The sequence below is a fragment of the Actinomyces haliotis genome, assembly GCF_015355765.1.
Taxonomy (GTDB): domain Bacteria; phylum Actinomycetota; class Actinomycetes; order Actinomycetales; family Actinomycetaceae; genus Actinomyces; species Actinomyces haliotis.
Map to the genome: position 1 here is coordinate 1 of NZ_JACWNA010000026.1, position 17,439 is coordinate 17,439.

Genomic DNA, 17,439 nt, shown 5'->3' on the forward strand with positions numbered 1-17,439 from the left:
GGCACCCCCCCCCCCCCCCCCCCCCGCCGCGGGCCCCCCCCGCGCGGGGCGGGGGGGGGGCCCCCCGACGTCGTGGGGCGGCGCGGTCTCAGACGCGGTCGTGCTTCTCGCAGAAGACGTGCTCGCCGGTGACCGTGAAACCGTCGCGCTCGGCGGCGCGCAGGGCGTCGTCCTCGTTGACGCTCAGGGCCAGGACACGCTCGATAGCGGTCCCGTCAGGGTCGTGGACGGTGTCGACGACGCGGTGGGCGACCATGCGCTCGCACCCCTCGTGGTCGCACTGGACGGCGATGGCCTCGCGGCGGATGAACATGTGACGGGTCTCCTCACCCTCGAGCGTGCGGTCCCCGCCCGCTCGGCGGGACCCGGGAGGGCTCCCTCGCCCTCCGGGACCATCGTGCCCGAGCGCGCCCGACGGCGCAGCACACCGGGCCGTCCACCCGCCTCCTGCGCCCGCCGTCCCGCCGCGGCACCCGGACGTACGATCAAGGCACCATGGCCCACGACCTCGCGCTCTTCCTCGCCGGCATCGCCGCCGGCGTGCTCGGCTACCTCGTCGGGCTGGCCTCCCTCGTCTCCTACCCGGTCATGGTGGCGCTCGGAGTGCCCCCGGTCATCGCCAACGCCTCGAACACCGTGGCGCTCATCCCCGGGGGCGTCGGGAGCGTGCTGAGCTCGTGGCAGAGGCTTCGCCAGGTCAAGGCGTATCCGCCGGCCCTCCTCGTCGCCGCGGCCGCGACGGGCGGGGTGATGGGCGCCGTGCTCCTGCTCAAGGCGCCCGCGGACGCCTTTCAGGCGGTCGTCCCCTGGCTCGTCCTCCTAGCCACCGTCCTCATCGCGGCAGGCCCGCGGATCGAGCGACGCTCAGGAACAGTGCGTCTCACGACGCCTGCCTTCCTCCTGTTCCTCGTGGCCGTCGCCGTCTACGGGGGCTACTTCGGGGCCGGCGCGGGAGTCATGTTCCTCGCGCTGTGCTCAGCCGGGACCCCGTTGACGACGCACGAGTCCGTCCTCCTCAAGACGCCGTTGCTCACGGTGGCGAACCTCGTCGCGGCCGTGCTCTTCGTCATGGCCGAGGCCGTCGACTGGGCGGCGGCGGTCGCGGTCGGCCTCGGGTCCTTCGTGGGCGGGCTCATCGCGCCCCAGATCCAGCGGCTCATCCCAGAGCGGATCATGCGTCTCATCGTCGTGGCCGGCGGCCTGGTGCTCACGGTCTGGCTCCTCGTCCAGGCCTGAGGCCCCCGCTCGGAGCACGCCGGGCCGCTCAACCCACCGTGCGGTCCTCGCCGTCCTGCGCCTGTGTCGCCGCGGAGGCGACCTCGGCCGCGAGGCTGCGGTCAATGTGCTCCGTCATGAGCGCGGCCGCCGCCTCGCCGTCGCCGGCGATGACGAGGCGGGCGAGCTCGAGGTGCTCCTCGTGGTCGCGCGTGCGCGGCCCGGCCTGCGCGCCGGCCTCGAGGCCGAGGCGCCGGTAGCGCTCGAGCTTGTCCCACAGCCCGTCGAGCAGGCTCGTCATGACGGGGTTGTGGGCCGCGCGGTAGAGGCGGCGGTGGAGCTCGGAGTGGGCCGCGAGCGCGACCTCACCCTCGTCGCTCGTGACGGGGCGGAGGTCGGCGACGGCGGACTCGATGGCGGCGACGTCCTCGTCGGTGCGACGCTGCGCGGCGAGGGAGACGGCGGCGGGCTCCAGGACGCGGCGGGCCTCGTTGAGGTGCCGGGCCTCGTCGAGGTCGAGCTCGGCGACGCGCGCGTTGCGGTGGGCGTCCTGGACGATCCACCCCTCCCCCGTCAGGCGGCGCATGGCCTCGCGCAGGGGCGTGATGGAGATGCCCATGGCGTCGGCCAGCTCGTACTGGTTGACGCGGGCTCCGGGGGCGAGGGTGCCGTCGAGCACCTGCCGTCGGATCTCGCGGTAGGCGCCGTCGGCCTTGGAGGTGAGGATCGGCACGCGGCCAGTGTGGCACGCGGGTTCTAGCGCCCTGGACCGACCCGCCGTACGCTTGCCTCACAACTTATAAGATATGAGACCGATGGGGAACGTCAGCCCGCGCAGCAGCGCCCACGCCACCCCACCGGCCCCTCCACGAGAGAGTCAGGCACCCATGCGCATCGTCTCCGCCCACGCCGGCACCATCCCGATCAGCTCCCCCATCCGCAACGCCTACATCGACTTCACCAAGATGGACTCCTCCATCCTTGCGCTCGTCTCCGACGTCATCGTCGACGGCAAGCCCGTGGTCGGGTACGGCTTCAACTCCAACGGCCGGTACAACGCCACCGGCATCCTCAACGAGAGGATCCTCCCCCGCCTCCTCGAGGCCGACCCCGAGTCCCTCCTCGACGAGAACGGGGAGCTCTCGCCCGCGCGCGCCTGGACCATCATGATGGCCAACGAGAAGCCCGGCGGCCACGGCGAGCGCTCCGTCGCGGTCGGCGTCGTCGACATGGCGCTCCACGACCTCGCCGCCAAGATCGCCGGCGTCCCCCTCTACCGCTGGATCTCCGACCACTACGGCGACGGGAAGCCCGACGACGACGTCTTCGTCTACGCGGCCGGCGGCTACTACAAGCCCGGCAAGACCCTTGCCGACCTTGAGGACGAGATGCGCCGCTTCCTGGGCATGGGCTACCGCGTCGTCAAGATGAAGATCGGCGGCGCACCCCTCGACGAGGACCTGCGCCGCATCGACGCCGTCGTCGACGGCGTCCTGGACGGGGACGCCTCACGGCTCGCCGTCGACGTCAACGGCGCCTTCGACCTCGAGAGGGCCCTCGCCTACGGCAAGGCCCTCGAGCCCTACGGCCTGTTCTGGTACGAGGAGATCGGCGACCCCCTCGACTTCGCCCTCAACGGCACCGTCGCCGAGCACTACTCGGGGCCCATCGCCACCGGCGAGAACCTCTTCTCCCACCAGGATGCCCGCAACCTCGTGCGCTACGGCGGCATGCGCCCCGACCGCGACTTCATCCAGATCGACCCGGCCCTCACCTACGGCCTCACCGAGTACCGACGGGTCCTCGACGTCCTGGACCAGCACGGCTGGTCCACGCGCCGCTGCATCCCGCACGGCGGCCACCAGTTCTCCCTCCACATCGCCGCCGGCCTCCACCTGGGCGGCAACGAGTCCTACCCCGGCGAGTTCCAGCCCACGGGCGGATTCACCGACGACGCCGTCGTCCGCGACTCCCGCGTCGCCCCGAAGGACCTGCCCGGCATCGGCCTCGAGGGCAAGGCCGAGTTCCTCAAGGTGCTCCGCTCCCTGCACGAGTGACGCCGGGGCGCGCCGCCGTCGTGGAGGAGGTTGTCTCAGACCCGCAGCCCGAGTGAGCGCATCCGGGTCGTGGCGCCCTCGGAGAGGACCTCGTGGAGGCCGTCCGAGCTCGCGCCGCCGGTGAGCAGCACCGGGCGCTCGGCCTGGAGGCGTCGGAAGGTCCCGATCTCCTCGCCGACGACGCGGCGCCCCCACAGGCCCAGGCGTCCGGCGAGCAGCGGGTCAGCGTCGAGGTCGCCCATGAGCTCGGAGGAGGCGAAGGCCCCGAAGTCGTCCGCGCCGATGACGGCTCGCAAGCCGGCGGAGAGCCCACCGTCAAGCTCGTCGACGAGGGCTCCGGCGAAGTCGGAGAGCAGGCCGATCGCGATGTACGTCTTGACGAGGCGCTCGGACCAGTCGAGCGGGTGCAGGCGCTCGTCGACCTCACCGAGCGCGCCCATGTACGAGGCGGCCGCCTCGTCGGGGTCGATGCCGGCCGAGGCCCCGAGACGGCGCGCCTCCTCGCAGGAGGCGACGGCCTCGGCGCTCATGCGCAGCAGCGCGAGACGAGCGTCGAGCCTCGGCGCCTTGCCCGCGTCCTCGGCGTAGCGGACGGCGGCGATCGTGCGGGAGAAGGCGACGATCCCGACCACCGAGCGCGCGAAGGGCGTGGGCTCGGAGGAGGCCGGTGCTGCGGGGTCGGTCGTGGTGGTCGAGGTCATGCGCACCAGGGTAAGGCCCTCCGGACGCGCGAGGGGGCCGCTCCGGCAGCGGCGGACCGCACCGTCGAGCGTGCCCCTCGCGCGTGCTCGTGGACAGCGATCAGAGGGAGATCGGGGTGCCGGGGGCGACCCGCTCGTAGCCGGGGACGGCGACGCCGTTGCCGACGACGTTGTCATGGATCGACTTGCCGGCGTCGGAGAGCAGGGCGTCGTGGATGGGGATGACGCGCTGGGCGCCGACGGCGAGGGCGTAGTCGGCGGCGACGGCGAGCCGCAGCCACGGCGCGGAGACGGGCAGGAGGAGGACCTCGAGCCCGGTGCCCTCGGGGAGCTCAGGGAAGGCGTCTCCGGGCTGGAGGAGACGGCCGTCGATGAGGTAGCCGACGTTGGCGGGCGTCGGGATGCCCTCGTGGATGGGCATGTGCTCGCCACCAACCGCGAGGACCTCGTGGCCGACGACGGTGAGGTGGTCGCCGGGCCCGACGGTCTCGAGGCGCTCGGCGGAGGCGCCGGCCTCCTTGAGCTGGGCGACGGCGTCGGCCGGGGCGATGACGCGCAGGGCCGGGTTGGTGCTCACGGCCTTGACGACGGCGTCGACGTCGAGGTGGTCGACGTGGGCGTGCGTGATGAGGACGGCGCTCGCGCCGTCGAGGCAGGCGAGGTCCGAGAGGGAGCCGGGATCGATGGTGAGGCGTCCGCGCTCGGAGTCGAGCGTGACGGCGGACTGCCCCCACAGGGTCAGCGTGGTGCTCATGCGCCGCACCCTATCGGGCGGGTGTCCGCCCCGTCACGGCGAGACGCCCGCCGTCCGTGACATCCCCCACGCGTGCGGCCCAATCGTGACCGGGCAGGCGCTGGGAGGACGCCGCGCCGCTACCCTGAGGGCGTCCACGGTTGCCCGGTCGTCACGCAGCCTCGCCCCGCCGCCCCTCGGGCTGGCGCAGGGCACGAACCACGATCGGCTGCCACCCCGGGACCGCGGCGCGGTCCGGACGCCCCCCCGCGGGCGGCTCGTCACCGCGCCCACGACGCCGTCGGCGCCCCTCGTGCAGGGGGCCGCCGCGCCGGCGCGGTCCACGACCGAAGGAAGCTCGTGAGCGACGAGACCACCACCGACCAGACCACTGAGGCACCCGAGCAGGCCCAGCCCGCCGAGCAGGCGCCCGCCGGCGACCAGCACGCCTCCGGCATCATCGAGACGGCGGGCGCCCACGCCCCCGTCCTCGACGAGGCCACCCCCGACATCACCGACGAGGGCGACGACACCGACCTCACCAAGAAGACCTTCGCGGACTTCGGCGTCGAGCCCGAGATCACCGAGGCCCTCGCCGAGAAGGGCATCACCTATCCCTTCCCCATCCAGGCCCTCACCCTGCCCGTGGCCCTCGAGGGCCAGGACATCATCGGCCAGGCCAAGACGGGTACCGGCAAGACGCTGGGCTTCGGCATCCCGCTGCTCATGGACACCCTCGGCCCCGGCGAGGACGGGTGGGACGAGGACCCGGCCTCCGGCTCCCCGCAGGCCCTCGTGGTCCTGCCGACCCGCGAGCTCGCCAAGCAGGTCGCCGTCGAGCTCACCCAGGCCGCCGCCAGGCGCACCGTGCGCATCGTCCAGGTCTACGGCGGCCGCGCCTACGAGCCGCAGATCGAGGCGCTCGAGAAGGGCGCCGAGGTCGTCGTCGGCACGCCCGGCCGCCTCATCGACCTCATGGAGCGCGGCGTCCTCGACCTCACGCACGTCACCACCGTCGTCCTCGACGAGGCCGATGAGATGCTCGACCTCGGCTTCCTGCCCGACGTCGAGAAGATCCTCGCCCGGACCCGCTCGGACCGCCAGACCATGCTCTTCAGCGCGACCATGCCGGGCGCCGTCGTCGCCCTGGCCCGCCGCTACATGACGAAGCCGACGCACATCCGCGCCCAGGACCCGGGCGACGACTCGATGACGGTCCAGTCCACGCAGCAGGTCGTCTACCGCACGCACGCGCTCAACAAGGTGGAGGTGGTCTCCCGCATCCTCCAGGCGGAGGGCCGCGGACGAACCATCATCTTCGCGCGCACGAAGCGCACCGCCGCCCGCGTGGCCGAGGACCTCGCCTCGCGCGGCTTCGCCACCGGCGCCCTCCACGGCGACCTCGGCCAGGGGGCCCGCGAGCAGGCGCTGCGCGCCTTCCGCAACGGCAAGATCGACGTCCTCGTCGCCACCGACGTCGCGGCCCGCGGCATCGACGTCGACGACGTCACCCACGTCATCAACTACCAGTGCCCCGAGGACGAGAAGATCTACGTCCACCGCATCGGCCGCACGGGCCGCGCCGGGCACAAGGGCACGGCCGTCACCTTCGTCGACTGGGACGACGTCCCCCGCTGGCGCATCATCGCCAAGGCCCTTGGCCTGCCGATGGAGGAGCCGGTGGAGACGTACCACACGAGCGAGCACCTCTTCTCCGACCTCAGCATCCCCGAGGGCGTGACCGGAAGCCTGCCGCGGTCCAAGCGGACGCTGGCGGGCCTCGACGCCGAGGGGATCGAGGACCTCGGAGAGACCGGCAAGAAGCACCGCGACGACGCGCGCGGCGGCCGTGGTGGCCGCGGGCGCGGTCATGGCGGACGGGGTCGCGGTGGCCGCGAGGGCGGCCGCGACGGCGGGCGCGAGTCGGGTCGCAACGGCGGCTCGGAGCGCTCGGGCGAGGGCCGCTCCCGCGGTGAGCGCTCGGGTCGCTCGCGCAGCCGCAAGCGCACCCGCGGCGGCCGCTCCGAGGGCGGTTCCGGCTCGCAGGACTGAGCACCAACGCCGAGTTCGAGGGTTCGCCGTCGAGCTCGAGGCGGATGAGGGCGGGGCCCGCAGGATCGAACCTGCGGGCCCCGCCCTCACTCCACCACTCAGCCGGACGCGCCTACGCCCGTCTGACCTCGTACCAGTCGACGAGCGCGCGCTCGTCAGAGCTCGGCGGCTGGAAGACGGCGAGGGCCCGGTCGAGGCCCTCGGGGGTGAGGACGACGTCGAGGGCGGAGGCGGCGCGGTTGCGCTCGCACACGCGGCGGTGCAGCTCCTCGGAGGGCACGTCGAGGACGTGGCGCTCGATCCGAGCGTCGTGGGCGCGGCCGTCGGCGTGCTACCGACGCGCCCCGGCCCGTTCGCGTCACTTCGCGATCATGCCGTGGGGGTCGATGATGTACTTCACGTCGGAGCCCTTGTCGAAGTCGGCGTAGGCCTGGGGGGCCTCGTCGAGGCTGATGACCGTCGGGTTCAGCATCTCGCGCAGGTAGGGCATGCGGTCCCACAGGATCGCCATCATCAGCTGGCGGTTGTAGCGCATGATCGGCGCCTGGCCGCCGGTGATGTGCGGGGACTTGATCCACGCCTGGCCGAAGTCGAGCGCGAAGGTCCCCTCCTGGGCCTCCTTGGACTTGGCCAGCGGGTCGGGGCCGTAGACGCCGATGATGCCGGTGGCGCCGCCCGCGCGCGTGACGTCGAGGACCTGGTTGATGGCGGCGGCCGGGTCCATCGTCCCCGAGTCCTTGCCCAGGCCGTGGGCCTCGGAGCCGACGTAGTCCACGGCGGCGTCGACCATCGGCTCGCCGAGGATCTGCTCGATCTGGTCGGTCAGCGGGACGTCCTGGTTGAGGTCGATCGTCTCGCAACCGGCCTTGCGGACCAGGTCGAGGCGCTTGGTGTCGTGGTCGCCGACGATGATGCACGAGGCGCCCATGAGGCGGGCGGCCGCGGCCCCGCAGCGTCCCACCGGGCCAGCCCCAGCGAGGTAGACCGTGGAGCCGGGGCGGACGCCGGCCTCGACGAGGCCGTGGAAGGCGGTCGGCAGGATGTCGGAGAGCACCGCCAGGTCGAGGATCTTGTCCATCGCCTGGTCGCGGTCGGGGAAGCGCAGCAGCTGGAAGTCGGCGTACGGCACGAACAGGTAGTCGGCCTGCCCGCCCTGGAAGTCGCCGAGGTTGAAGCCGTAGGCGGCGCAGGCCTTCTCCGGGTTGGCTGTCTCGCACACCTCGGTGCGCCCGGCGCGGCAGTTGCGGCAGCGCCCGCAGGCGACGTTGAACGGGACGGAGACGATGTCGCCCTCGTGGAGGAACTCGACGTCGCTGCCGACCTCGACGACCTGGCCGGTCATCTCGTGGCCCATGACCATGCCGTCCGGGACGGGGAAGGAGCCGCGGTAGATGTGCAGGTCGCTGCCGCAGATGTTCGTCGCGATGATCTTGAGGATGACGCCGTGCGGAGCCTTGCGGCCGTCGGGCATCTCCAGCTTCGGGAAGTCGAGGGTGTCGACCTTCATGTTGCCGGTGCCGTGGAAGACGACGGCGCGATTGCGCTCGGTCATCCTTCACTCCATGGTTCAAGGGGATGGGGGAAACACCCTGCCCGACCGGCCCCCTATCCCCTGACCCTCGACGGGCTGCTACACGAATGGCTGCCCGGCTGCTGTCGCGATCACGAAAACCAGGACCAATCCGTCTCACCTGGCATGCACGGAGGCGACAGTCACCGCGTACGCAAGGTGGACCTAGACCTTACGATCTAGGACTCCCTGCAAACGAGGGTTGCGCGGGTCACTAGCGTGACGCCGGCCGTTTGAAGCGCCCTGGGTTTCGTTCCGTGGTTAGGACGCAACGGGTGCTGCGTCGTGTTGGTGATGGTAGGTGGCTTCGATCTCGGTCGGCGTGCGGTAGCCCAGAGCCTGGTGGAGGCCAGTGGTGTTCCACCAGTGGACCCAGTTCATGGTGGCCGGCTCGACGGCCTCGATGCTGGGCCACGCCCGCTTGGAGTGGATGAGCTCGGCCTTGTGCAGGCCGTTGACGGTCTCGGCGAGCGGGTTGTCGTAGGAGTCCCCGACCGTGCCGACCGATGCCGTCACTGCGGCAGCCAGGAGCGCGTCGGTGTAGGCCAGCGACACGTCCTGGGAGCCGCGATCCGAGTGGTGCACGAGCCCTTGTCGGCCGCGGATGGCTCCCGTCGCGGCGAGGGCCTGCTCGAGCGCGACAAGCGGCAGCGCCTCGGTGTGCAGGCTGCCGGCTACGGACCATCCGACGATCCGACGGGTGAACACGTCGGTGACGAAAGCGACGTAGCAGAACCCCGCCAGGATCCGCACGTAGGAGGGGGTACCTCCCGCTTGCGGGGGAATGTCGGCGACCCACAGCCGGTTGGGGGCGTCGGCGGTGAAGTCGCGCTCGACAAGGTCCGCACGCAGATCCGGCTCGCCGGTGGGCTGCGTGGTGATCGCCTTGCGGCCGCGCCTGATCCCCTGCAAGCCGGCCCTCCTCATCAGTCGGGCGCACTGGTCGCGGCCAATGTCCCAGCCGGCCTGGCGCATCGCGTGCCACATCTTGCGCAGCCCGTAGACCGAGTAGTTCTCCGCATGGAGGCGCTCGAGCTCGGCGGTGAGCAGCTCGTCGCGCAGCATGCGCGCACACGGTGGCCTGCGCTTCGCGGCCCGATAGCCGCGCGAGGTGATAACCCCACACTCCGTCGCACCCAGCGTGCGGCAGATGGACCCGGGCCCCGAACTGATCGCGGTGCGCATCGATGATGCCGGATCATCTCGTCGTGGGACGGTCGAGCTCGGCTGCGAAAAAAGCCGAGGCGGCTTTGAGGATCTCGTTGGCGCGTCCGGCCTCAGCGACCTCACGCTTCAGCCGTCGGATCTCCTCTTGCGGGCTCTCCGCCTGATGCGACGGTTCCAGGTCGGAGCCGTGCCGCTTGCACCACATTCTCAGGGTCTCCTCTGCGACGCCAACCTGCGGTGCTACCACACGGATGGAGTGCGCGCGCGGTCCTCCTTCGGCGGGCTGACGCTCCAGGACCATCCGGACGGCACGCTCCCGCAGCTCGGCAGTGAACCTCTTGGGCATGTTCCGATTCTCCTTCGGTTGGATCGGAACGAAACCCAGGGCACTTCACCCTCTACGACCCCCAACCAGTACGCCAGCTCCCCGCCGCCGCTTGACACACCACATAGGGCCCCCTCAGGGCTATCCGACTTCCCCCACCCCACTTGACACCGGCCCACCAAAGCTCCGCCGCGCCAGAAGCATGCTTATCAGCAGTGCATAGAGCACGACTGAGACCAGCATCGCCCACCGAGACCCATGCGCCGCCATCACAGCGCCTGTCACATACGAGCCCAATGCTGCCAGCGCTGAATCACCCAGGGAAGAAAGCGAGGTCGCAGACGCTCGGTAACTGTCAGGAATCGACGATTGAAACATCCCGTAAATCCGGATCCCGGTAAGGGTCTGCAGTGCCACGTGCACCAAAAACAGTGACCCCATTCCCGCAATCGGCGAAATCCATCCCAGAATGGCAACAATGAACGCATTCAATAGAATGACTGCCTCCAAAGGAACGCTGCGTCCCACGCCTGTCGACGCGAGTCGGGCCCCGCACCAGCCCGCTCCCGCGATCATGACGCCGATCACCATCACGGCGCCGAGTCCATCCGCGGAGACCAGACGTTGCCAAAGCAGATATGGAGCAATTCCGGACGACCCAGCGACAATTGACACCCATAATGTCGGCAACTTAAGTGTTGACACCGTGTTAGCGAGTACATCGCGGACCGTTGTCTCAACATCGCCAGCGGGTTGTGGTGCCCGCATGCTTGTAGCCAGCAACGTGCACACAAATACGCCACACCCGGCGGCAATCCAGCAGGCCCGCTCTTGCCATTGGAAGAGTCCGACGCCCACTATTACGCCGATCGCACCCCCTCCTGTTGAGAGACGCGAAATCATACTGTATGCACCTGATATAGTACCTTCGTCCCTCGCTTCAAGGTCAGCTATCAACACCTTATCGAATGACCCAGATACGAGCGCGGAACCAATACCGGCAAGGGCCTCCGCCGCCGCTGCGGCCCAGAACTCGTTTGCGGTTGCAAATAGGAACAAGCCGACGCAGCGGATAGCGAGCCCGGAAACCAATGCAACCTTCGCTGAAACAACATCTGCAACAATCGATGACGGCAACTCCGCGATGAGAACGGCAACGTTGAAAACGGCGGTAAGCGTTCCCACTTGCAGCCAAGTCATGCCCAGACTAAGCAAGTAGAGGACGTCGATGGAGGAAAATAAGGCGAGTGAGATCGCGATAGTAAACGTATAGAGGCGAAGCCGCAACGCGGGCATGCGCACCAACTTTCTGCAAAGACTACATAAACAAAGGGCCTGCATATCGCACGGTTTGCTGCCCGTAATCCAGAAGTTGCTCAAAAGTCCTGAAGCGTCCGTTGTTGACGTAGTATGAGCTATCCATCAAGCCGATCGACTTAAGCGCCGAATGGGCCACCGCGAATGTATCCGTTTCTGCCAAAATTGTCCAGAATACGGTTAGATTCTGCGCTGCGATCGACGCGACCAACTCCGTGCCGGAGTAGTCAGTCGGAATGAAGTCCTTAGATGAACACATTCCCTCTGTGTCGAAAAACCAAGGAAATTGTTGAAGCGCCAGCCCGCTTTGCCACAGCGATCGCATATCTAAGGGCGACTCGACTTGATCATCCATTTCGAGTGAGAAAATGAGTTGCGCGCACTCATAGTACGCGCGCTGTAAAGCGTCTTTGAAGGCCAACTTAGCGCCCGTACCTCTCGCGGTAAACACGCCTCCCTCAGTTTCTTGAACGTAGGTTACCTGGCAAATATTGATCGCAAACGGCGAAGGCAGAAGTTGGAACGTGAACACGCCGGGAAACGTGCTCTCGGATGGAATGTATTCATCGACGAGTCCCCTCGCCAAAGTTACTACGGGGCCGCCATGTCGAGAGTAATACCAGAATGCGTCTCGTTCGATTAGTTCGAATACACCTTGCCGCATAGCCTCTAAGGGAGTCGCAGCCGCAGCCGCGCCGTTCGTGGATCCGACTGAAAATTCTGCTGTTCCCTCCAAGGGTCGGTAGGGGCAATATAGGATATTCGCCGGCATCTGAACGCTATGGCAAATATTTCTTGCCGGGGAGAACGCTTGACCGGGAACCCACTCCAAGGTTGTGGTGGCTGTGCACTCCTTTACTAATGGGTCGTTCGCAGGGTATCCAGCATCGGACACAGGATCGAAGATCAACTCACCCTCTTCACGTAGGTCACTTGCCGAGGCAGAGCGTGTCGCAAGCTGGCAGTTTAGGGCCAGGAAATAGCGTTCAAGCCCTTCTCCGATGCAACTCGCAAGCGCCTGCTCTAAGGTTCCACCTTTGCCGCCTGCGACCTCATGGCCCAAGACTGTAGGGCCGGTGGTCACTGGGCTATTGATCAGGTGGACGGTGTCTGACTGATGGACCATTACGGGATTGGCCATGATTGAAAGATAACCAATGGCCCACCTATTATGATGAATAAATTGGTTTGGAGTTACGGATCGGCTGTCTTCAAAAGCATGATAGATTTCTCGCGGCTCCGAATTGACGTCTGGCGCACCCGAGCGATAGGCAAGAAGGCGGGTTAGATGTTGAACAAAGGTATGCACCGAAGATTTGCGTGTCGCACATGTTTGGCATCTGGGTGCAGGGGTAACAATCGACCATACTTGCTTGTCGTAGAGTTCTGTGATTGCGAGCGGAATATTGTAAATCGACCAAGCGCAGGAAAGTAGTTCTACGACATCGCTGCTCTGGTATTGTTTTGTATCGTCGATGGGATACCGTCGACGCAAGGCGTCGATCTTGAGGGTTGCGCATTCGGGGCAACCCCAGGTGTGTTCGGGGCTGAGGGTTACCCAAGTGCGCCCTTCAGGGCGCTGAACTCGGAGAATATAGGTTGAGTTTGGTGGGGCTTCCGTCGAGTCAGTGACGGGAAGTCGGGAGGATGGGCGGAAAGGGGTTGTCGTGGAATGCTGCCCAATGATTGCCTCGATAATCTGATCAAGATCGGTTGGCAGGGGTGTATGGGTAGTCACTGAGTCCTCCTGGTTGGTCTTGTCTCGGGACTGCCAATACCGTTCGACCGTGTCCCAAAACGATACTAGGGGTATTGCAGATCTCAGGCGGCAATTTATTACAAGGGGATGCCCCCGGAGGTAATCGATCTGCTGGGGCTGTGGCCCGCGTTTACGGTCCCAGACTGCTCTCGAGGGGCTGACGGGTTTGTTCTATTGAGGAAGCAAGCTACACAAGGGATGGTGTTTGCGACGGGTGACTCGTGCCGTGATGAAGGGAGGGTGGGGCTTCCAATAGGAAGCCCCACCCTCCAATCGATCAGTTGGTGCCGCCGCTGTAGGCGTTCTTGGACTGCGGCGCGACGAGCTTGGCGTTGGCCTTCTCGTCGATGATGTCAGACAGATCTGCGTTCTTCATGGGTACACCTCCTGACAGGGACTCGGAGTGGGAGAGACGGGATGTCTCGCCTCGGAGAGATCTTACTGGCTCTTCACGATTGAGGGTGTAGTTGGGGTCTGAATCCTCCGGCCTCGAGGAGACTGCGGGCAATGTAGTTCGTCAGGTTTCGGAAGCCCAAGGCTGAGCCGCGCAGGTGTTCCAGTCGGCCATTGAGGGCTTCTGTCGGGCCGTTGGAGGTGTGGGGGCGCTCGAAGTAGGCCAGGACGTCTGTGGCGCGCCGCTTGAGGGTGCGCCCCAGGGTGATGATCTCAGCGAGGGCGGCGGGAACGCCGCGGCTGATGACCTCGATGACGTGGGCCAGCTGGGCTCGCCCGGCCTTGGGGTCGGGATCGCGGTAGGCGGCCACGATCTTCTGGTAGATGCCCCAGGTGGCTTCCATCCCGACGTGAGCGTCCTGGGCGAAGACGCCCTCCAGGCGGGTGCGGTTGCTTGTCTGTGAGGAGATCCATCCCGGTGTGCAGGGTCTTGCGCACCCCGTACAGGGGATCCCCGGACCGGCCTCGATGTCCGGTGGTGTCTTGCTGGACGCGCTGGCGGCAGTGGTCCAGGGCATCGCCGGCGAGCTGGACGACGTGGAAGGGATCCATGACCTCCACCGCGTCGGGGAGTTCTTCCTTCGCTGCGGTCTTGAACCCGGTGAAGCCGTCCATGGCGACCACCTCAATCCGGTCGCGCCACGCAGGGTCTTGCTGGCTGAGCCACTCCTTGAAGGCCTTTTTGGAGCGGCCCTCCACCATGTCCAACAACCTGGCAGGACCCCTTCCCTCGCGCAGCGGGGTGAGGTCGATGATCACGGTGACGAACTTGTCGCCCCTGCGCGTGTGCCGCCACACGTGCTCGTCCACCCCGATCGTGGTCACACCCTCGAAGCGATGCTCATCGTTGATGAGGACCCTGCGTCCCTCCTCCAGGACGGAGGTGTTGGCGCAGTCCCAGGACACGCCCAGACCCTCAGCGACCCGGGCGACGGTGAGGTGTTGGACGACGATGCCTTCCAGGGCCCAACGCAGTCCGCCCCGGGACAGTTTCGAGCGCGGCTGGGCCGCCCCAGTGGTGTCCTGCCTCCACACACGCCCACACCCCGAACAGCGGTAGCGACGCACTCGCACCACCAGTGTCACCGGTCTCCAGCCCGAGGGCTCGTGGGCGAGGCGACGGACCACGGTGTCGCGGGGGATCCCTTCGCACCCACACTCGCGACACCACCGGTCATCGTCCACCACCCGGCAGGCCACCTCGCAGCGATCCGGGAGGACTCTCTGGCCCACCACCACGAGGCCGAGGTCATCCAGGCGGGCGAACGTGGTCAGATCGGGGGCAGCAAAGGTAGCGTGGGACACGTCGGGGTCTTTCAGATGGGCAGCGTAGGAACTCCCATCATCGGAAGCCCCCGACCCTCACACCCACCCCGACACGCCAGCCAGACTCAACCCCCCGCTACACCCCGGATCGCGAAGAGCCGGCATCAGGGGCGAGCAAGATCTCTGACCTTCTGAAGGCGAGGTACGCTTCGGCGGCGGCCTCGTCGGCGAAGTATCAAGCGTTCGCAACCGGACGGTTCGGTAGCCGCGCCACGATGCTGGCCGCGTCCCAGGCAGTATTCACTCAGACGTCTGACGTTCCCTTTTCAACAGCTCGTGCACTGTTGTGGCAGAAGAATATCGGGGCACTCGACGTACCTATCGGAGCGGCTCGTGATTTGCACCCGCAACTGTTTGACGGGGTTGCCAAAGCGTTCGTGGATGTCCTGTACGATAAGTTCATTGCGTGAGGAGGGGCCAAATTGGTGAGCGAGTGGATGTTGATCGCGCCGGTTCTGGTCTTCTGCCTGTGGATGGCGCACGCCGTGGACAGCTGGCGGAGGCCGTACGGCATCGGCAAGATCGGCTGGGTCCTTCTGATCGGAACACCCATCGCGAGCCTGGTCGTCTTCTTGGCCACAGCACTGGTGCACGACCCCACACCATCAGCGAATGAGGCGCTGCCGCGTGGCGAGATCCACGACTTGCAGGTGCGGTTGATGGTTGTGTCGTTGGAGCTGTTCCTCGCTTGGGTTGTCTGCCTCATTCTTGAGATCTTCCTGTACGTCGTCAGATCAGTGCAGCGGAAAGAAAGCTAGAACGGGCCGTCCTCGCAGGATGTTCCGGGTCCGGTGCGACGGGTCATTGCTCGGCACGCCGTCACGGAAGGCCCCGCCACGCTGGTCCAACCAGTCGGTGTACGCCTCACCGGATGTCCCGGGACCAGGTGCAGGCGAATGTGGTGGTGGGGTGACGTCGACCATCAGCCGGCGTCCCGGTGAGTTCCTTCGAGTTCCGCCCGCTCTGTTCGGTGGGCCTGGTACTGACGTGGTGCCACACGTGCTCGTCGACGCCCAGGATCGTGAGGGCCTTGCCCCTCGGGACTGCCGCACGAATAGGTGACACCTGATCTGGCTTGCCCGCAGGGCGGCCTGGAAGGATGTTGCTGTGCCTGCTCCCTATCCCCAAGAGTTCCGTGACGACGTCGTGCGCGTGGCCCGCAGCCGCGAAGAGGGTGTGACGCTCGCGCAGATCGCCAAGGACTTTGGCATCCATGAGATGACCCTGTCGAAGTGGATGCGCCAGGCCGACGTCGAGGACGGCGCGAAGCCTGGGACAACCAAAGCCGAGTCGGCCGAGAACCGTGAGCTGAAGAAGCGGATCCGCCTGCTCGAGCAGGAGAACGAGGTCCTACGACGGGCGGCGGCCTACCTGTCCCAGGCGAACCTGCCGGGAAAAGGCTCTACCCGCTCATGAAGGAGCTCGCCGCCGTCGGGATCCCCGTCGCGGTGACGTGCCGGGTGCTCAAGCTCTCCCGCCAGCCCTACTACCGCTGGCTGGCGGACCCTGTCACCGACGCCGAGCTGGCCGAGGCGTACCGGGCGAACGCGTTGTTCGACGCCCATCAGGACGATCCGGAGTTCGGCTACCGCTTCCTGGTCGATGAGGCCAAGGAAGCCGGCGAGGTGATGTGTGAGCGCAGCGCGTGGCGGATCTGCCGGGACAACGGCTGGTGGTCGGTGTTCGGGAAGAAGCGCGGCAAGAACGGGAAGAAGCCGGGTCCGCCGGTGCACGATGACCTGGTGGAGCGGGACTTCACTGCTGGCGGTTCAAACCAGCTGTGGTTGACCGACGTCACCGAGCACAGGACCGCCGAGGGCAAGCTCTACATGTGCGCGATCAAAGACGTCTTCTCCGGGCGGATCGTCGGCTACTCCATCGACTCGCGAATGAAAGCCCGGCTGGCCGTCCAGGCACTGCAGAACGCCGTTGCTCGGCGCGGGGATGTGGCCGGTTGCATCGTTCATTCGGACCGCGGGTCGCAATTTCGATCCCGGAAATTCGTCCATGCCCTCAACCGGCACGGCTTGGTCGGCTCGATGGGCAAAGTGGGTGCGGCCGGGGACAACGCCGCCATGGAGAGCTTCTTCGCCCTGCTGCAGAAGAACGTCCTCGACAGGCGGTCCTGGACGACCCGGGATGAGCTACGGATCGCGATCGTCACCTGGACCGAGCGCACCTATCACCGGCGCCGTCGACAAGCCCGTCTCGGGCGGTTGACCCCCATCGAGTACGAGACCATGATGAAGCCCGCCGTGACCCTCCCGGCATAAGACCCCACCTGTCACCTATCGGTGCGGCAGTCCCATGGGATGGGTGCACTGGTGGAACACGCAGCGTCTCCACGAAGCCCTCGGCTACCGCACCCCCGCGGAGGTCGAGGCCGCCTACACTCACCACCAGGACTCAGCGCCCGTTGCGTCCTGACCTCGGAAACAAACCCAGGGCGCTTCACGTCAGCAGGGCATGAAGCACCGCGCGGCGACTTCGGACCGAGAAGGAACCCGTGATGCCCGATACCAGCCCCGGCTCGGGGTGGGCTTCCTGCACACCGTGATCGATGACCAATCCCGCTTCGCGTATGTCGAGATGCACTCCGACGAACGCAGCCAGACCGCCATCGCGGTGCTGCGCCGCAGTTGAGTCCCCGATAGTGGTGTAGCGCGGTGGCCCTGTGATCGTCCCGGACAAGGACGCGGCCACCGTGTGATCCTTCGAGTGAACTTCTCACAGCACTCTCGAACGGAGTCATCACGATGACCGC

General features: G+C 67.0%; 15 protein-coding genes and 2 pseudogenes. 6 read left to right on the forward strand and 11 right to left on the reverse strand.

Features of this window, described 5'->3' with window-relative positions; all coding sequences use genetic code 11:
- Positions 1-88: 88 nt before the first annotated feature.
- Positions 89-313, reverse strand: a complete 225-nt coding sequence (locus IXW69_RS10400; RefSeq protein WP_194786278.1) for a hypothetical protein — start codon at positions 311-313, stop codon at positions 89-91.
- Between the two features lie 182 nt (positions 314-495).
- On the opposite strand from IXW69_RS10400, the gene IXW69_RS10405 reads away from it, so the two are divergent.
- A complete protein-coding gene (locus IXW69_RS10405; protein WP_194786279.1) occupies positions 496-1,236 on the forward strand; it encodes a sulfite exporter TauE/SafE family protein in 741 nt (246 codons plus the stop codon).
- A gap of 28 nt (positions 1,237-1,264) precedes the next feature.
- Here IXW69_RS10405 and IXW69_RS10410 read toward each other — a convergent pair whose 3' ends face one another.
- A complete protein-coding gene (locus IXW69_RS10410) occupies positions 1,265-1,948 on the reverse strand; it encodes a GntR family transcriptional regulator (protein ID WP_194786280.1) in 684 nt (227 codons plus the stop codon).
- A gap of 154 nt (positions 1,949-2,102) precedes the next feature.
- Between IXW69_RS10410 and IXW69_RS10415 the strand changes: the two genes are divergently transcribed.
- Positions 2,103-3,272, forward strand: coding sequence for a mandelate racemase/muconate lactonizing enzyme family protein (locus IXW69_RS10415; RefSeq protein ID WP_194786281.1), 1,170 nt, complete (start codon positions 2,103-2,105; stop codon positions 3,270-3,272).
- A gap of 35 nt (positions 3,273-3,307) precedes the next feature.
- Here the strand turns inward: IXW69_RS10415 and IXW69_RS10420 are convergent, their stop codons facing one another.
- Positions 3,308-3,973: a ferritin-like fold-containing protein gene (locus IXW69_RS10420; protein WP_194786282.1), complete on the reverse strand. Its 666-nt coding sequence runs from the start codon at positions 3,971-3,973 to the stop codon at positions 3,308-3,310.
- A gap of 100 nt (positions 3,974-4,073) precedes the next feature.
- Positions 4,074-4,727, reverse strand: coding sequence for an MBL fold metallo-hydrolase (locus tag IXW69_RS10425; protein WP_194786283.1), 654 nt, complete (start codon positions 4,725-4,727; stop codon positions 4,074-4,076).
- 339 nt (positions 4,728-5,066) lie between these two features.
- On the opposite strand from IXW69_RS10425, the gene IXW69_RS10430 reads away from it, so the two are divergent.
- Positions 5,067-6,758, forward strand: coding sequence for a DEAD/DEAH box helicase (locus IXW69_RS10430; RefSeq protein ID WP_194786284.1), 1,692 nt, complete (start codon positions 5,067-5,069; stop codon positions 6,756-6,758).
- A 112-nt stretch (positions 6,759-6,870) separates the two neighbouring features.
- On the opposite strand, the gene IXW69_RS10435 is transcribed toward IXW69_RS10430, so the two are convergent.
- The 6 genes and pseudogenes from IXW69_RS10435 to IXW69_RS10460 form a co-directional block, all read right to left on the reverse strand.
- On the reverse strand, positions 6,871-7,038 hold the full coding sequence (locus IXW69_RS10435; RefSeq protein WP_194786285.1) for a hypothetical protein: 168 nt from the start codon (positions 7,036-7,038) through the stop codon (positions 6,871-6,873).
- Positions 7,039-7,116: 78 nt separating this feature from the next.
- The gene (locus IXW69_RS10440) at positions 7,117-8,310 is read right to left on the reverse strand and encodes an alcohol dehydrogenase catalytic domain-containing protein (protein WP_194786286.1); all 1,194 of its coding nucleotides are present in this window, start codon (positions 8,308-8,310) and stop codon (positions 7,117-7,119) included.
- 279 nt (positions 8,311-8,589) lie between these two features.
- Positions 8,590-9,841: pseudogene (locus IXW69_RS10445) on the reverse strand (IS3 family transposase).
- Positions 9,842-9,961: 120 nt separating this feature from the next.
- The gene (locus IXW69_RS10450; protein ID WP_323745283.1) at positions 9,962-11,116 is read right to left on the reverse strand and encodes an MFS transporter; all 1,155 of its coding nucleotides are present in this window, start codon (positions 11,114-11,116) and stop codon (positions 9,962-9,964) included.
- A 22-nt stretch (positions 11,117-11,138) separates the two neighbouring features.
- On the reverse strand, positions 11,139-12,875 hold the full coding sequence (locus IXW69_RS12095) for a YcaO-like family protein (protein ID WP_194786288.1): 1,737 nt from the start codon (positions 12,873-12,875) through the stop codon (positions 11,139-11,141).
- A gap of 470 nt (positions 12,876-13,345) precedes the next feature.
- Positions 13,346-14,654, reverse strand: a pseudogene (locus tag IXW69_RS10460) (ISL3-like element ISPfr8 family transposase).
- A 446-nt stretch (positions 14,655-15,100) separates the two neighbouring features.
- Here IXW69_RS10460 and IXW69_RS10465 point away from each other — a divergent pair.
- The 3 genes from IXW69_RS10465 (at position 15,101) to IXW69_RS10475 (ending at position 17,102) form a co-directional block, all read left to right on the forward strand.
- Positions 15,101-15,433 carry a hypothetical protein gene (locus IXW69_RS10465; RefSeq protein ID WP_115261368.1) on the forward strand — a complete coding sequence of 111 codons (333 nt, stop codon included), beginning with the start codon at positions 15,101-15,103 and terminating at the stop codon, positions 15,431-15,433.
- Positions 15,434-15,782: 349 nt separating this feature from the next.
- A protein-coding gene (locus IXW69_RS10470; RefSeq protein ID WP_194786289.1) for an IS3 family transposase occupies positions 15,783-16,948 on the forward strand; the annotation gives its coding sequence in 2 pieces (ribosomal slippage) (positions 15,783-16,067 and positions 16,070-16,948; 1,164 coding nt in all).
- A gap of 34 nt (positions 16,949-16,982) precedes the next feature.
- Positions 16,983-17,102 carry an integrase core domain-containing protein gene (locus tag IXW69_RS10475; protein ID WP_194786290.1) on the forward strand — a complete coding sequence of 40 codons (120 nt, stop codon included), beginning with the start codon at positions 16,983-16,985 and terminating at the stop codon, positions 17,100-17,102.
- Between the two features lie 24 nt (positions 17,103-17,126).
- On the opposite strand, the gene IXW69_RS10480 is transcribed toward IXW69_RS10475, so the two are convergent.
- The gene (locus IXW69_RS10480) at positions 17,127-17,378 is read right to left on the reverse strand and encodes a hypothetical protein (RefSeq protein WP_194786291.1); all 252 of its coding nucleotides are present in this window, start codon (positions 17,376-17,378) and stop codon (positions 17,127-17,129) included.
- Positions 17,379-17,439 lie beyond the last annotated feature (61 nt).

What these genes read in the sequence shown, in the direction of transcription:
- IXW69_RS10405 (WP_194786279.1), top strand. Translation starts at nt 496, where the DNA reads ATGGCCCACGACCTCGCGCTCTTCCTCGCCGGCATCGCCGCCGGCGTG.
- IXW69_RS10415 (WP_194786281.1), top strand. Translation starts at nt 2,103, where the DNA reads ATGCGCATCGTCTCCGCCCACGCCGGCACCATCCCGATCAGCTCCCCC.
- IXW69_RS10400 (WP_194786278.1), bottom strand. Translation starts at nt 313, where the DNA reads ATGTTCATCCGCCGCGAGGCCATCGCCGTCCAGTGCGACCACGAGGGG.
- IXW69_RS10475 (WP_194786290.1), top strand. Translation starts at nt 16,983, where the DNA reads ATGGGATGGGTGCACTGGTGGAACACGCAGCGTCTCCACGAAGCCCTC.
- IXW69_RS10440 (WP_194786286.1), bottom strand. Translation starts at nt 8,310, where the DNA reads ATGACCGAGCGCAATCGCGCCGTCGTCTTCCACGGCACCGGCAACATG.
- IXW69_RS10425 (WP_194786283.1), bottom strand. Translation starts at nt 4,727, where the DNA reads ATGAGCACCACGCTGACCCTGTGGGGGCAGTCCGCCGTCACGCTCGAC.
- IXW69_RS10450 (WP_323745283.1), bottom strand. Translation starts at nt 11,116, where the DNA reads ATGCCCGCGTTGCGGCTTCGCCTCTATACGTTTACTATCGCGATCTCA.
- IXW69_RS10420 (WP_194786282.1), bottom strand. Translation starts at nt 3,973, where the DNA reads ATGACCTCGACCACCACGACCGACCCCGCAGCACCGGCCTCCTCCGAG.